We start from the raw sequence: 14,657 nt of genomic DNA, 5'->3' as shown, positions 1-14,657 counted from the left end.
CTGTTTTAGCCCCGCGTTTCAAGAATGGTTTTGCCAAGCGCGACCAGCGCCCGGTCGCTGCCACGTGGCCCGATGAGAGATATGCCGAAGGGCGCGCCGTGCACTTCGCCCAGCGGCCCAAGTGGTAATGTGATTTGCGGCAGACCCGAAAGCACCGAAAGACAAAGCAAGCGCAATGCCTGTTCACGATAGGCCTGCAAGGCCTCGAAAGGTTCGTTTGCGAGCGGTGCCGCTCCGGGGACCGTGGGCAAAGCAAGCACGGCATGATCGCCGATGATCGCCTCAAGCTCCTGCGTGAAACGCGCGCGCCTCGTCCGCTGTTGGGCCACGATCTCGGGCGTCATCTGCGATCCATAGGTAAAGCGATCAACGACACCCGGGCCGAGCTGGCGTTCGCCGGAGGATATCCATGCGCCGTGGCTTGCCCAAGCTTCGGCGCCCTGTATCTGCCGGAAGGCGAGATAAAGTTCGTCGATGGACAGGGTTGGCTGACTCGCCGCCTTCAGGCCCGAAAAATGCGGGCGAATTGCCCCGAACATGGCGCGATAGGCGTCGGTTTCCGCCTGTCCGAGCAGAAGCTGCTCCAGAACCGGCATATAGAGAAGCTGGGTCAGCTGAAACGACTGTTCGTCTCCACCCAGCAGGACCGCGCCCACCTTTTCATAAAGCGAGACGTCGCGTGCAAACCAGCCGATCGTATCGAGTGACGGTGCGAGCGGCATGATGCCTTCAAGCGGGATGCGGCCGTGGGTGGTGCGCAGGCCAACAAGGCCACAGAAACTGGCAGGCGCGCGGATCGACCCGCCCGTATCGGAGCCGAGCGCAATATCGGCGATCCCGCCTGCGACTGCCGCCGCGGAGCCCGACGACGACCCGCCCGTCACGCGGTCCGGCGCGGCAGGATTGATGGGATGGGGATAATGCGAATTCTGCCCCATCAGCGAAAAGGCAAGCTCGTCCGTCTGGGCCTTGCCGATGACTTCGGCACCAGCGCCAAGCAGCTTTTCGACCACGGGAGCGGATTTTTGAGCGGGGGGTGATTCGACCAGAATCTGCGGATTGCCGCATCCGGTGACCATTCCAGCCAGATCATATATGTCCTTGACCGCCAGCCGCTCGCCGAAAAGCGGTCCATTTTCCGCGTGGGGAAGGGGATTTTCGGGCTTCGCGATGATCGCATTGAAAGGATCGAAGGTGGTCATTGTTCACCATTAGGGGCAGGAATCTGCCTGTATTTTGAATAGAAAGTGAAGATTTCCGATGGAATGTTTCACTCTTGCTGAACAATGGCAAGCGCGCTTTGCCTCCAAAACGGTCGAAAAATAAATTCATTTCGACAAAGATTTGTCATTGAATGGTCACGGCTTTGCGCTTATATCGCCCTTGCCCAAAGTCGCACGTGCCTGTGGGTGTCCGCCGATCCTCGAATGGTGAGGAATTCGGTACGGTACCTGGACCTAACCGCTCCAGTCGATCTGTTGGCCAACCGCCAGATCGAGGACATCTTGAAGCAACGACGGTGCGGGCCTTTCTGGTGTCTTTCGGCTGTCCAAAAGCCGAAATTACTGAAGAGGCACACCTTCATTGCCGGTAGTGCGGATGCGGTTCTCCAATTCCAATCCAAGGCAGACAAAGCGGAATAACGCGGATCTAGCGTTGTTCCAACGCCGCATGCTCTTTCGTGTGATATCAGCGCCTCCAAAGGCTGACTTCGCGGCGAGGGTCTCATGCACCTTTGTCTCTTAGAGAATTTCCTGCCCCTTGGGGGTGGGGCGATGCTCTAAGTATTTGTTTTTATGCGCATTTGTCAGAAAAGGCAGCAACTTTTCGCGATTGCGCACCAAAAACGGCCCGGTTAGGGTCGCCGCAGGAGAACGACCATGGCTACACAGCGCATTATTGATTTCCTCAACACCCGTCGCCCGGACGGTCCCTGCCTCGTCGTCGACACCGATGTTGTCCGCGAGAACTATCAGAGCTTTGAGAAGGCATTGCCCTATTCCCGCATTTTCTATGCGGTGAAGGCCAATCCTGCGCCGGAAATCCTGCGCCTGCTCGCTTCGCTCGGTTCCTGCTTCGATACCGCTTCGGTTGCCGAGATTGAAATGGCGCTGGAAGCCGGCGCAACACCGAACCGTATTTCCTACGGCAACACCATCAAGAAGGAGCGCGATATTGCGCGCGCTTTCGAGCTGGGCATCCGTCTCTACGCGGTCGATTGCGTGGAGGAAGTCGAGAAGGTTGCGCGCGCCGCTCCCGGCAGCCGCGTGTTCTGCCGCGTTCTGACCGACGGTGAAGGCGCCGAATGGCCGCTGTCGCGGAAGTTCGGCTGCGTGCCTGCAATGGCCGTGGACGTGCTGCGTCATGCCAAGGTGTTCGGTCTCGACGCTTATGGCGTGTCGTTCCATGTCGGCTCGCAGCAGACGGACCTTTCCGCCTGGGACCGCGCGCTTGGCGATGCGGCATCGGTGTTCCGCACCCTTGCCGATGAAGGCATCGTGTTGCGCATGGTCAATATGGGCGGCGGTTTCCCGACCCGTTACCTCAAGGACGTGCCGACCGCTCAGGCTTACGGCATGGCGATCTTCGACGCGCTGTCCAAGCATTTCGGCAACCGCATCCCGGAAACCATCATCGAACCGGGCCGCGGCATGGTCGGCAATGCAGGCGTGATCAAGACCGAAGTGGTTCTGGTCTCCCGCAAGGCGGACAACGACAATGTGCGCTGGGTCTATCTCGACATTGGCAAGTTTGGCGGTCTCGCCGAAACCATGGACGAGGCGATCCGCTATCAGATCGTGACCCCGCATGACGGTAGCGAAACCGAGCCTTGCGTACTGGCTGGCCCGACCTGCGACAGTGCGGATGTTCTTTACGAAAAGACGCCGTATCCGCTGCCGGTCTCGCTGACCATCGGTGACGAAATCCTCATCGAAGGCACGGGTGCTTACACCACCACCTATTCGGCGGTGGCGTTCAACGGCTTCGAACCGCTCCGATCCTACGTCATCTGATCTTTCAGGTTTAACCCTGAGGATCCTCTCAATCTGTCTGGTGCCGCAAGGCACTAGACAGGGTGTGCTGCTGCCGCTTTGCGGGGATAGATGTGATGAATGCAATTCACGATTTTCAGGACAATGATGCCGCTGGCTTCGTGCCGGGCTTTGCCCCCGTTGCTGCGCCTGCTTTTGCGATAGCGGGCGAGACGGTAGAGCATGTGCTGGCGCGCGAGGCGCTGCTCGACCGTGCCATGGGCGAAGGTCGCCGCAGAAAGTCTTCGGAAAAGCTGCGTCGCGGTCGTCTTCCCGCCGCAGGGCTGGCCTTTGCTGCCGAGAGCGCCGATGGCGCTCTCGCTGGCACCGTTCGCCTGTGGAATGTGCAGGCTGGCATCGACGCCTTCGGCTTTCCGGTTGCCGCGCTGCTGCTTGGGCCGCTGGCTGTGGATCCGTTGGCTGCCGGTTGCGGCCTGGGTTCGGCCCTGATGCGTCATGCGATTGCCGAAGCAAGCACGCTTGGCCATGGCGCGATCCTGCTGGTGGGGGATCCGGAATATTACGAGCGTTTCGGCTTCACGGCAGAAAAGACCGGCGAACTGGCCATGCCCGGCCCTTATGAAAAGCGTCGTTTTCTGGCGCTTGAACTGAAGCCCGGCCACCTCGACGGTGCCCACGGCGTTCTGCGGGCAAGTGGCCGCAAGGTGCCGCGCGCCGCCTGAGACTATCTTGAAAGCCGCAGCAGCCGTCCGAAATTGCGGACGGCTGTGATGGCAAACCCCGCCAGAAGACCGGCGATCAATCCTGCAATCACCACCAGCTTGCGCGATTTTCCCGAAGGATCGAGCGGCGGACGCGCTTCCGAAAGCACACGGATATTGACCGTGTTGAGGCCTTCCTGTTCGCCGGTTTCGCGCGAGCGCAGGAGGAAGGCTTCATAGACGGAGCGGCGCGCTGCCGCTTCCCGCTCCAGTTCGCGCAGCTTGACCAGATCGCCATTATTGTTGGCCTGTTGGGCTTTCAATTGCGCCAGACGAGCCGACAATTCCTTCTCCTGCTGAACCGAACGTTGCACCTCGACCTGAAGCGAGGAACGCACGCGGCGCAGTTCGGCGTCGATATCGCCGAGGATTGCGCCTGCCTGCGATTGCGCCTGTATCAATTGCGGATGGCGGGGCCCCAATTGCGAGGACATGCCGTTGGCCGCCTGTCTTGCCTGCGCATATTGCGCGCGCAAAGTGGTCAGTGTGTTGGAACGCAACTCTTCCGGCAATGTACCGGCCACCACATTGTCCGATGTGGCGCTGTTCATCACCTGCGTGCGGGCCTGCAACCGCATCGTTTCGGCGCGCTGGTTGGAAAGCTGCTGGTTGAGGTAGCTCAAATCGCTATCGCTGATCAGTTTGCCGTCAACATCCACGAGATCATGCGCGGCGCGGAAATCGGCTGCTGCCGTTTCCGCCTGCTCGACGCTTGCGCGCAGGCTGGCCAGCCGGGTGGATAATTCTTCCGATGTGCGGCGCGTTGCGTCGGATTGCATCGAGGCAAGCTCGTTCTGAAACACCGTGCTGATCGTATTGGCCAGTGAGGCCGATTTTTGCGCATCGCGGGTTTTGACCGAAATCGAATAGATGAAGGTCTTGGCATCGCGAGCGATGGTCATCGCCTTGTAGAGATTGTAGAGAACCCGCGTTTCCAGCGCCTGACCGTCGCTTGTCTTCTTAGTGGACAGCATGTCGCGGATCTGCGCGAAGAAACCGGCCACACCGGTTGGCACCAGCGTCCCGTTAAATTCCGGGTCTTCAGTAAGCTTGGTCTGGTCGATCACCTTCAAAAGCACGCTGCTGGAACCGATGATACGCGCCTGGCTTTCCGCCACCGCCAGCGAGGCGTCGGTGGGCAGCTGGCCGGGGGTCAGTTCGGTGCCCACCGTTTTGATGTTGCGTGGATCGACCAGAACATCGGTCGTCGCCACATACATGGTCGGCATGGAAAGTGCGATCAGCACACCGGCAATGCCGCCGAGAACGGTGGTGACAAGCAGTAGCTTGCGCGATCCCTTGATGACGTCGATTGCCGCATAAGGGTCGATCAGCGGACGCCAGCCATCGCCGGAATCACCGTTTCCGGCCTGTGGGGCGGGTGGCGTGGTGGCGGGTGGGGTCGCGGCCCCCGGTTCGTGATGGTTTGTTTCATCAGCAAGCGGCGGCTCGCTTTCGCGCGCGACCCGCTTGCGCCGCTGGCGCTCGACCAGCTTGCGGTCAAGCTCGGTCTCGATGGCCGCAAGCCGTTCCTGCAAGGCTTCGAGTTCTTCCTCGGTCAGCCGCTCCGGGTTGAGATCGTGCGTACGAGTGAAATCCTCGCGCTCCTCTTTCGAAGCGGGGGGAGTCCACGGGGGTGTTTGGGGAGGTGCCTGGGGTGGCGTCGGAGCGTTCGATGTCCGGCTTACGGCAGCTGGCGCGTCGGAGAATGAGAGAAGGGGTTTCCCGCTCCCCTCTTTATGACGCTTATCATCGCTGCTCATTGCCTGAAATATCCGAACTCTGAAAACCCGTTTGGGTTGAGACTGTAAGTGCCTACGGGAAAAAATTGGTTAATGTTATTGCAATTCTCCCGATGGAAAATGCAACCGGTTAACCATTCAATATCGTATGCCGGGTTTTGCGCTGGCTTTTCGCTTCGGCCCGTGAAACATGCGAGATCATGAGCGATGCGACGAAGACAAAGGTTCGTTGGTGATAGCGAAAGCATTTCAAAAAATGGATCGCCTGAAATCTGGTCTCAAGTCCGGCCTGTTCAGGGATTATCTGTCGCTCGTCTCTGGTTCGGTCGGGCGGCTCGTGGTTTCGCTGGTCTATTTCATCGCGCTTGCCAATACCCTGCCAACCGGCGATTTCGGCATTTTCGCAACCGCATCGGGCACGGGCGTCATGCTGTCCCGCATTGTGTCGTTAGGCTTTACCTCGCCGCTTTATCGCATCGCCACCGTCAAGCCGCATCTTCTCGGTACCTATAGCGCGGGTTATCTCATGGCGGTGGTGGGATCGCTGCCGCTTTTCGCGCTCTGCTCCTGGCTCGTCTATCTGGTCTTCTTCAGCCGGGATATCACGTTTTTGCCTTTCGCCATTATCATCGCGGCGGAAGCCCTGTTCTGGCGGTCGGCGGAAGTCATCATCATCGTCAATAACGGCCTCAACCGTTTCGGCATTTCGGCAAGCCTCGTCATTTTCGGCACGGTCACGCGCGCGGTTGCGGCGGTGCTGTTCACCTGGATGGCGACGGTGCATGACGTCGCCCACTGGGCATGGTGGTATCTTGCGGCCAATGCCGCGGCGCTTGCCGTGTCGATCTGCTTCTATCCGCGACGGAAAATTCGTTTCCGGCCAAAACTCTATATGCGCCGCATCGCGGATTCGGTTGCGGTCGCCGGGGCGGAACTGCTTTTCTATGTGCAAAGCGAGCTGGACAAGTTGCTGGTGCTGAGTGTTGGCGGGCCGCAAATAGCCGGGCTTTATGCCATTGTCATGCGGCTGGTCGATCTGACGGCGCTGCCGGTACGCTCCTTCAACATGATGCTGGTGCAAAAGCTGATGCGCAAGCCCGACATGCTGTCGAGCCTGCGTCTGCGCGCCGGGCTGGAAGCGTCGGTGTTTGCCGTCTCAACGGGCGGGCTTGCGGTACTTGCGATCTTCCTCTGGGTGTTTCCCAATGCGCTCGGCGCCAATGTCGCGGCCATTGTCAGCCTGCTGCCGCTGGTTCTGCTGGTGCCGGGGTTCCGCAATCTGATCGAATACCAGACCGAGCTTCTCTATGCGCGCGGCCAGTCGGGCCTGCGGACGCTCAGCCTCGTTATCATGACGGCTGCCAAGGCTTTGTTTGTCTGGCTTCTGCTCAGGCATGCCGCTGGCGGCAATGACTGGATTGCGGGCCTCAATCTTGTCTTCGGCGCGCTTTATATCCTGTCGCTGGTCTTCACCTATACGAGCCTGAAGCTCCCAGCCAAACGAATTTAAGGTCAGCCGCTGGTGATGCGGCGAATATCGTCGGCTGAAAGCCCCAGAAACGACTGCATGCAAATGGCAACCTGATAGGGTTCCATTTCGGTGATGAAGGCGCGGAATTCCGCTTCGGTCGGCGGCGGCTCGAACCACATCACCCGGCACAGATCATGCGTGTCGGTAAAGTGACCGGAACCGTTCAGCACATCTTCCACATAGCGGCCATAGATGAAACATTCCGAGAAACGGCGGTTCATCCCGATGCCCGCCACCCAGTGGCGTCCGGTCTGCTGTTCGATGCGCTCGCACATGGAAAGCATCGTGTCGCGCCGCCATGCGATCAGCTGGCCGACATAATCATTGAGCGAGGTTTTCGTCTCGGGAATGCCGAGAATTTTTGCCGCATTGGCCGACCAGAACGGATGCTCCGTCCATTTCGGATCGGCCAGCGCATTGGGGCGCACGAAGAGGCGCAGCCGCTCGCCATGCCACAGGCTGTTGCAATCGAATGGATGCAGGAAAACCGTATCGGAATCCATGTAGAGAAAGCTGTCTTCCTCCAGCAATTGCGCCACCGCGATGCGGCGCAATTGCTGCACATGCCAGCCGCGCAGCGGTTTTGTTTTGGGCGACAGCCAGATGCGGCGCTTGCCGAACGATGTCGGATCGGGAAACACGCGCAGCCAGGACGGCAGTAACTCGCGCTCGTCGATAATGATGCGGCGCGGCCCGGCCAGCTGCCGGAAAAGCGGGACATCGCGCGGTTCGACAAGGATATAGTGATTGGTGAAGCCGCTGACATGACGGTCCACGGTCTCGCACAGCAATTTGCAACGCTCGAAATCCTTGTGGTAGCTTGCCGTTACCAGTGCCGTTTTCATCGCTTGTCCTGTCTGAAATATCCCGAAACTGCATGCTGCACGACCCGCCACAGGAAAAGCGGATTGCCGACGAGATAGCGCCCGGCCAGCCGGCCCGGCTCACGCATCAGCCGGTAGGCCCATTCGAGGCGCATGTCGCGCACCCATTGCGGCGCGCGTTCGGTGGCGCCTGCCTGAAAATCGAACAAGGCGCCAACCGCGCAGGCCATGGTGCAATGCGCTGCCGTGATATGGGTTCGGATGAACAATTCCTGCAAGGGCACCCCCATAGCGACCAGCACGATGTCCGGGCGATATTCCGCCAGCCGGTCGAGGATGGCGGTCATCTGGTGGCTTCCGAAAAACCCGTCCGCAAAGACCCGATAGTCGTGCTGCGGCGCGCGGGCGCGAAAAGCTTCGGCAGCCTGTTCGGGGATGCCGGGCCGCCCGCCGATCAGCCCGATGCGCAGGGGCCGCTTGATATGGCCGAGAAGGCGCGGAACGAAATCCGTTCCGTTGAGATTGGCGGGAAATTTCTGCCCATAGGCGATCTTGCTTGCAATATCGACGCCGACCCCATCCGGCAGCACGAGAAAACTCTGCAAGGCCTGCCTATAGGTCGCATCCGCATGGGCAACATTGGCGCAATGGGCATTGAGCCATGCCACGCGCAGGAATTGTCCGTCTTCGAGCGCCTTGTCGAAAAAGTCGAGCGCTTGGTCCCAGTTGAAACCGGTGACCTTGATGCCGAGAATATTGCGGGCGTGAACGGGGCTTGGTTCCGGCATCATTGCGCTCCGTCCGCACGCTTTGACGCGAGACGGAGCGCATCCAGCCCGCGTGAAAGCGCCTGATCCATGCCGTCGATCTGCGAGCGGGTAAACGCCTTGCCGTCGAGCATCTGACGGTCACCTGCGCGGGCTTTGGCAATGCGCGTCTGGATCGCCGCTGCAAATGCCGCTGGCGTGTCGGCAAGGGTGCAGTTTTCAGGAATGCGGGCGATGCCGCGCACAGAATGCGCGGTGGCGACGCTTGGCATGCCAAGCTCGAAGGTTTCGATGGTCTTGAGCTGAACGCCCGTGCCTGCGCGGCTGATCAGTGGCACGACGGCGCAGCTTTCAACGAAGGCGGTAGCGTCCGGTACTTTGCCGACGAAATTCACGCCCGGCCATGCGGCAATCAGATCAGCTGGCGTGCTGCCGGCGATCGCGATGGATATATTTGCGGGCAGCAAAGGCCTCACTTCTTTGAGGAACCATTCAAGGCCAATCCGGTTCGGGTGCCATGTCCAGGTGCCGATCAAGGCGAGGTCATAGGCGATATCGCGTTTGGCCGATACGCGCCCGGCTGGCATGACCAGCGGGAAGGTCGCGGCTTTTGTCTGCGACAGGCCCAACGCTGGCGCATCATCCTCGGCAAAGGTGAAGACGAAATCTGCATTGTCGCAGAGCCGCTTTTCCAGCCGCTTGAGAATGCGGGCTTCGCGGGCGAACAGAAGTTTCTGGATGATGCCCTTGGCGTCTTCGGCGTTTTCGCGCGCTGAGCGGTGTTCCACATTATGGGCGACAAAAAGCGATGGCTTGTCGCGAAATACCGTTTCGAACGCGCCCGGCAGGGCAACACCATTCAGCACATAGGCGTCGAAATCGCCGCAAGCTACGATGGCGTCATGAAATTTCATCGGGGAAATGACGCGCAGCTTGGCGGAGGAAACCGTCAGCCCGGTCAGGAAGGATTTGACCACCCAGCCGATTTTCTGCGCCGCACTTGCGCCTTCGGTGCGCACTTCCACTTCGCCCAGCACGACGACATCACGGTCGGTTGCAGCCTTGCGCCCGGGCCATGTGAAGCCGATGACCGTGACCTGTGCACCCGCCCGGCGCAGCCCGTTGATGACAGCGGCATTGGCGACTTCATATCCAGTCGAAGCATCTTCGTGGGGTACGAGGGATGTCACGAAGACAAGACGCAACGGTTGCAATTCGACTCCTGCGGATATGCCGTATTTCTTATTCCCCGATTCATAGCCGCGCGGTGTAAATGATCCTTAAACGCTCGGCTGGTAATAAGGGCTTGAAAACAATTTGTTGAATCGGATGGAGCGCTGTTTTTCAGTACAACCGCACCGATTGAAGAATTGATGTGGCATAGAGAAGTTTACGTGTCAAAAATAGGGCATTTCCGGCAAGAGTGCCAATTGGTTTTGCATTGGGAAATAGGGCGGCGGTTGAAAATATAATGGACAACAGAACGCCGAAGCTTCCCGATCATATTCAAGTCATTGCTGAAACACCCCATTTGGATTTTGCAAATGTCGAGGTGGTCGTGACGCTGCCGACATTTCGCCGCCCCGAACATCTCCTGCGCACGCTGGAAAGCGTGAAGGGGCAGGTGACCGGACGGCAATTCGCGATCATCGTGGTGGAAAACGAGGCGGAGGAACGCGCGGGCGCGGCGGTCGCGGCACCGCTTTTTGCGGCGGGCACTTATCGCGGTCTGGTGATCGTGGAAATGCAGCGCGGCAATTGCAACGCCTATAATGCGGCCTGGCTGACAGCGCTTGGCTATTTCCCCGCCATGAAGCATGTGCTGGTGATCGATGACGACGAACTGGCCGACCCGTCATGGCTGGAAAATATGATCGCTGCGGCGGAACGCTATTGCGTCGATCTGGTCGGTGGCCCGCAGGTGCCGGTTTTCGACCGCCCGGGCTCGGAGGCGTGGGCGCGGCATCCGGTTTTCCTGCCGACCTATCAGCAGAGCGGACCGGTGCCGACGCTCTATTCATCCGGCAATCTGGCTGTGGCGCGGCCTGTGCTGGAAGCGGCGGGTTTTCCGTTTCTCGATCCGATGTTCAACTTCACCGGCGGCGGCGATTCGGATTTCATCAGCCGTTCCGTCGCCAAGGGTTTCAAGACAGGCTGGTGCGCGGAAGCCCCGGTGCGTGAAACCGTCCCGGCGCGGCGGCTGGAAGCCGACTGGATTCGGGCGCGCGGTTTGCGCAATGGCATGATTTCCACCATGATGGAGCGGCGCAAGCGCAAGGACGAACCGTTCAGCGCGGCGCGGGTCTTTCTCAAGAGCGCGTTTCTGCTGGGCTTTTCGCCGTTCAAGGCGGTCTACAAGGCGGTTCAGGCGCGTTGGGTTTCCGTCGGCGCCTATTATATCCATGTCGGATTGGGCCGGGTCATGGCGCATTTTGGATATGAGCATGAGCAGTATCGCAACCCGGACAAAAACTGACAGCGGCGCACCCAGTGCTGTCGCAGCCGGGGTTGCGGGGGCGCACCGTGCGCAAATGCGGAAGGTGGCGCTCGCTGCCGCCATGATCATCATGTGCATTTTGATGATTTCGTTTCGCCCATTCATGCCCGAGCCGGAAACCGATGGCGGTGGCGGCGGCGATATCATCAACCAGCTCGGTTTCAGCCTTCTGGGTGTCATGGCCATGCTGGCGCTTGCCACGCTGGCCGACCCGCGAAAGGTGGCGCGGATTGTCGGCTTCGGCTGGTCGCTGATGTTTCTCCTGCTATTCGCGTCGCTCATGCAGAGCATCTATCCGGCTGTAGTCATGCGCGGCGCTATTTTCACGATGATCGGCGTTTGCTGTGTCGTCGCGGTTCTCGCGTTGCCGCAGGACGGCGATGGCTATGCACGACTTTTGATGACGGTAGCATCTGTCGTGCTGGTTATTTCCTATGCTGGCGTGGTGCTGTTGCCTGCGGGGGCAACCCATGGTGCAGACCCGATCGAACCGCAAAACTCCTATCTCTGGCGCGGTGTCTTCAGCCACAAGAATGTGGCCGGTCCCGTCATGGCGGCTTTCGCCTTTTCAGGGCTTTATCTCTGGCGGCGGGGCTGGCGCGTCAGCGGCGTGCTGATTGGCCTGTCGGCCTTGTTCTTCGTCGCGCAGACCGGCTCGAAAACCACCATGGCGCTGGTGCCGATGGCCATGTTGCTGGTAATGGTGCCGGGTGCATTCGGCCTGCGATTTCTGACCGTTGCGGCGATTTTTTCCATTCAGTTCCTGTTCGCGTTCCTTACTTTCGGGACGGTGCTGTTCGATCCGGTCCGCCAATTTGTCGAGAGCCTCGGCATTGACGCGACTTTCACCGGGCGCGTGTCGATCTGGCAATTTGCAATCGAAAATCTGCCGGGCCGATTGTGGACCGGCTATGGCTATGAAAGCTTCTGGAAATCGCCCATCGCGCTGGAGGCGGCCAATCCTTATTATCTCGGCTGGGATGTGCGCAACATGGTCCATGCCCATAATGGCTATCTCGATCTGGTCATCGCCATGGGCATTCCGGGGTTGATCTGCGGCGTGGCGGTGATCATCGTGATGCCGCTGGTCAATTATATGCGGTGCAGGCCGCAGCGCGAAAACCTGCTTCTGGCCGATTACTTCCTGATGATCGTGTTCTTCTGCACGTTGAACGCGATGATGGAAAGCTTCTTCTTCCGACGCGTGGACCCGGTCTGGCTCACCACTTTGTTGGGGATTTTCGGGCTGCGACTGACATCCAGAATCAGCATACCGAAAAGGCTGGCCGCTTCTACCGGAGATCATTCATGAATATTGCAATTGTCGGCACGGGTTTCGTCGCCGATTACTACATGACCACCCTACGCAATTATCCCGAACTGGTGCTGCGCGGCGTCTATGATCGGTCGCCGGAGCGGCTCAAGGCATTTGCGGCGCATTATGGCGTGCAGGTCTATGACAGTTTCGATGCCGTGCTGGCAGACCCGGACGTGCAGATCGTGGTCAATCTGACGACGCCGGAAAGCCATTATGAGATTTCGCGGGCGGCACTCGCCGCAGGCAAGCATGTCTATTCCGAAAAGCCGCTCGCCATGAGTTTCGATGAGGCGCGCGCGCTGGTCGATTTTGCCGCGAGCCGCGGCCTGACGCTGGCCGCTGCACCCGCCAATGGTCTCAGCGATGCGCAGCGGCTGGTTTCCTCGGCTATCGGCACTATCGGCACGCCGCGTCTCGTCTATGCGCAGATGGAAGACGGCCCGGTTTTTCGCGACAGATGGTCCACATGGCGCTCGGCCTCCGGCGCGGCCTGGCCCGGCCTGCACGAATTTGAAATCGGCTGCACGCTCGAACATGCAGGCTATGCGCTGTCATGGCTGGTTTCGCTGTTCGGCCCGGTGGAAAGCGTCACGGCGTTTTCTGCGATCACCTTTCCCGACAAGGGGCCGGGCACGGAACATCTCCACATGGCTCCCGATTTTTCGGTCGGTTGCCTGCGTTTCAAGTCGGGCCTTGTGGCGCGGCTGACATCGGGTCTCGCCATGCCGCGCGACCGCAGCCTGACGGTGGTGGGTGACAAGGGCTCGATCAGCGTGGACGATCTGTGGGACAACCGCTCTGCCGTGCGGCTTGAAAAGGCGGATGAAAAGACGCGGTTCTGGGCGCGGCTTTTCATCATCCTTGAAGTGCGGATCGGCAAGTTCCTGTCGTGGAAGCCGGTTGCCGGAAAGAAGCTATCCTATCCAAAGGACGGTAAATCCGCTTTGCCTGCTTACCCGTCGCAGATCGATTTTGCACGCGGTATCGCCGATCAGGCGCGCGCCATCGAAACGGGCGCGACGGCGTTCTTTTCCGGTGATGTGGCGCTGCACATTACCGAAATCGCGCTGGCGCTCAACAATGCTGGCGACAGCGCGGTGCCGTATCAGATGAAGAGCAGTTTCTAATCGCTCGATACGATCCGATGCAGGATGTCCGCCACGGCTGTGCTGTCCGTCAGAGGCATGACCGGACTTGAAATCGCGCCATTGCGCACGGCATCGCGCACGGCCAGCGCCTGAAACTGAAGCCCGTTGCCGGAAAAGGTGTGGTTTTCGATTTTGCGACCCGGCAGGGGCAGGCGGTTGATGATCTTGCCAAACAGGCCGGAGCCTTTGCCTGGTCCAAAGGGTGATTTCGATGCACCAGCGGAATAGACAGTCAGGCGCTGGGCCTTCAGGAAAGGTCCGTGCAACAACAGCGCGCCCTTGGTTCCCGTGATCAGCATACGATTGTCGCCATCCCGGTCGAAGCCGCAGGAGAGCCGGGCTTCCGCGCCGGGCCAGAACAGTTCGATCTCCGTGCGCAGATCGACGCCGTTATCGGCGCGTTTGCAGCGGCCCTGCGAGCGCTCCGGCGGTCCTATGAAGAACAGCGCCAGCGAGACCGGATAGACGCCGAGGTCGAAGGCTGCCCCGCCGCCCAGTTCCGGATCGAAGAAGCGGCTCTGCCGGTCATAGGCGCGCAGATAGGAGAGGTCCGCGTCGATGCGCGTGACCTTGCCGATGGTGCCCGTCTCGATGTGGCGTTTCGCTGCCTGTATGGCGGGAAGAAACCTTGACCACATCGCCTCCATCACGAAAGTCCCGCTGATTTCGCTGGCTGCCGAAAGACGCCCCGCGCCAGCGGCATCAAGCGCCAGCGGTTTCTCGGTCAGGCAGGGCTTGCCTGCGGCAATGACCTGCAAGGTCTGCGCGACATGCATGGCGCTGGGCGTTGCGATATAGACCGCATCGATATCCGGGTCTGCAAGGAATGTGCCGACCGTGTTGAAGGTCTTGGCGGCGCCGATACGGTTGCCGAAAGCTTCCGCCGCTTCCAGCGTACGCGAACAGACGGCGGAAACGCGCATGCCTTCAACGGCAGCGATATCGGCTGCGAAGGCGCTGGCAATGGCGCCAGTTCCCCATATCCCCCAGCGAAACTCGCTATGCGCGTTTTTCTGTTGCAATCTGCGCCTCGTCCTGCCTGCATTCACATAAATGTCTTATAACCTATGATAGCA

General features: G+C 59.7%; 12 protein-coding genes. 6 read left to right on the top strand and 6 right to left on the bottom strand.

Annotated features, from left to right (window positions below):
• Positions 1 to 5 precede the first annotated feature (5 nt).
• Positions 6 to 1,202 (bottom strand): amidase, encoded by a 1,197-nt coding sequence (locus HWD97_RS08300; protein ID WP_371834934.1) that lies wholly within the window; start codon positions 1,200 to 1,202, stop codon positions 6 to 8.
• A 678-nt stretch (positions 1,203 to 1,880) separates the two neighbouring features.
• Here HWD97_RS08300 and odc2 point away from each other — a divergent pair.
• On the top strand, positions 1,881 to 3,014 hold the full coding sequence (gene odc2, locus HWD97_RS08295) for an ornithine/lysine decarboxylase (RefSeq protein WP_109367749.1): 1,134 nt from the start codon (positions 1,881 to 1,883) through the stop codon (positions 3,012 to 3,014).
• A 95-nt stretch (positions 3,015 to 3,109) separates the two neighbouring features.
• Entirely contained in the window at positions 3,110 to 3,715 is a 606-nt protein-coding gene (locus tag HWD97_RS08290) for a GNAT family N-acetyltransferase (protein ID WP_109367748.1), read from the top strand.
• 2 nt (positions 3,716 to 3,717) lie between these two features.
• Here HWD97_RS08290 and HWD97_RS08285 read toward each other — a convergent pair whose 3' ends face one another.
• Positions 3,718 to 5,517, bottom strand: a complete 1,800-nt coding sequence (locus HWD97_RS08285; protein WP_371834933.1) for a GumC family protein — start codon at positions 5,515 to 5,517, stop codon at positions 3,718 to 3,720.
• 211 nt (positions 5,518 to 5,728) lie between these two features.
• Between HWD97_RS08285 and HWD97_RS08280 the strand changes: the two genes are divergently transcribed.
• Entirely contained in the window at positions 5,729 to 7,006 is a 1,278-nt protein-coding gene (locus HWD97_RS08280; protein ID WP_109368026.1) for a lipopolysaccharide biosynthesis protein, read from the top strand.
• A 2-nt stretch (positions 7,007 to 7,008) separates the two neighbouring features.
• Here HWD97_RS08280 and HWD97_RS08275 read toward each other — a convergent pair whose 3' ends face one another.
• Genes HWD97_RS08275 through HWD97_RS08265 form a run of 3 tightly spaced genes read right to left on the bottom strand, consistent with a single transcriptional unit; the run spans position 7,009 to position 9,832 of the window.
• A complete protein-coding gene (locus HWD97_RS08275) occupies positions 7,009 to 7,872 on the bottom strand; it encodes a DUF6492 family protein (RefSeq protein ID WP_109367746.1) in 864 nt (287 codons plus the stop codon).
• Positions 7,869 to 8,639: a WecB/TagA/CpsF family glycosyltransferase gene (locus tag HWD97_RS08270; protein WP_109367745.1), complete on the bottom strand. Its 771-nt coding sequence runs from the start codon at positions 8,637 to 8,639 to the stop codon at positions 7,869 to 7,871. The genes HWD97_RS08275 and HWD97_RS08270 overlap by 4 nt, the downstream gene beginning before the upstream one ends.
• Positions 8,639 to 9,832, bottom strand: a complete 1,194-nt coding sequence (locus tag HWD97_RS08265) for a glycosyltransferase family 4 protein (protein ID WP_109367744.1) — start codon at positions 9,830 to 9,832, stop codon at positions 8,639 to 8,641. Before HWD97_RS08265 ends, HWD97_RS08270 begins: the two co-directional genes overlap by 1 nt.
• A 257-nt stretch (positions 9,833 to 10,089) precedes the next feature.
• On the opposite strand from HWD97_RS08265, the gene HWD97_RS08260 reads away from it, so the two are divergent.
• From HWD97_RS08260 to HWD97_RS08250, 3 genes are read left to right on the top strand one after another with little or no spacing between them, the layout of a single operon-like run.
• Positions 10,090 to 11,094, top strand: coding sequence for a glycosyltransferase family 2 protein (locus HWD97_RS08260; RefSeq protein ID WP_109367743.1), 1,005 nt, complete (start codon positions 10,090 to 10,092; stop codon positions 11,092 to 11,094).
• Positions 11,063 to 12,427, top strand: coding sequence for an O-antigen ligase (locus tag HWD97_RS08255; protein WP_109367742.1), 1,365 nt, complete (start codon positions 11,063 to 11,065; stop codon positions 12,425 to 12,427). The genes HWD97_RS08260 and HWD97_RS08255 overlap by 32 nt, the downstream gene beginning before the upstream one ends.
• On the top strand, positions 12,424 to 13,560 hold the full coding sequence (locus HWD97_RS08250) for a Gfo/Idh/MocA family protein (protein WP_109367741.1): 1,137 nt from the start codon (positions 12,424 to 12,426) through the stop codon (positions 13,558 to 13,560). Before HWD97_RS08255 ends, HWD97_RS08250 begins: the two co-directional genes overlap by 4 nt.
• On the opposite strand, the gene HWD97_RS08245 is transcribed toward HWD97_RS08250, so the two are convergent.
• The gene (locus tag HWD97_RS08245; protein ID WP_121539239.1) at positions 13,557 to 14,603 is read right to left on the bottom strand and encodes a Gfo/Idh/MocA family protein; all 1,047 of its coding nucleotides are present in this window, start codon (positions 14,601 to 14,603) and stop codon (positions 13,557 to 13,559) included. The genes HWD97_RS08250 and HWD97_RS08245 overlap by 4 nt on opposite strands.
• Between the last annotated feature and the right edge of the window lie 54 nt (positions 14,604 to 14,657).

It is taken from the genome of Ochrobactrum sp. C6C9 (genome assembly GCF_022627935.1).
GTDB lineage: Bacteria > Pseudomonadota > Alphaproteobacteria > Rhizobiales > Rhizobiaceae > Brucella > Brucella teleogrylli.
The sequence above is the reverse complement of the archived record's forward strand: the minus strand, read 5'-3'. Positions and strand labels throughout refer to the sequence as shown.

Bases quoted from the DNA above. Each gene is read 5' to 3' on its own strand.
- HWD97_RS08250 (WP_109367741.1), top strand. From the start codon at position 12,424: ATGAATATTGCAATTGTCGGCACGGGTTTCGTCGCCGATTACTACATG.
- HWD97_RS08255 (WP_109367742.1), top strand. From the start codon at position 11,063: ATGAGCAGTATCGCAACCCGGACAAAAACTGACAGCGGCGCACCCAGT.
- odc2 (WP_109367749.1), top strand. From the start codon at position 1,881: ATGGCTACACAGCGCATTATTGATTTCCTCAACACCCGTCGCCCGGAC.
- HWD97_RS08270 (WP_109367745.1), bottom strand. From the start codon at position 8,639: ATGCCGGAACCAAGCCCCGTTCACGCCCGCAATATTCTCGGCATCAAG.
- HWD97_RS08290 (WP_109367748.1), top strand. From the start codon at position 3,110: ATGAATGCAATTCACGATTTTCAGGACAATGATGCCGCTGGCTTCGTG.
- HWD97_RS08260 (WP_109367743.1), top strand. From the start codon at position 10,090: ATGGACAACAGAACGCCGAAGCTTCCCGATCATATTCAAGTCATTGCT.
- HWD97_RS08275 (WP_109367746.1), bottom strand. From the start codon at position 7,872: ATGAAAACGGCACTGGTAACGGCAAGCTACCACAAGGATTTCGAGCGT.
- HWD97_RS08285 (WP_371834933.1), bottom strand. From the start codon at position 5,517: ATGAGCAGCGATGATAAGCGTCATAAAGAGGGGAGCGGGAAACCCCTT.
- HWD97_RS08300 (WP_371834934.1), bottom strand. From the start codon at position 1,202: ATGACCACCTTCGATCCTTTCAATGCGATCATCGCGAAGCCCGAAAAT.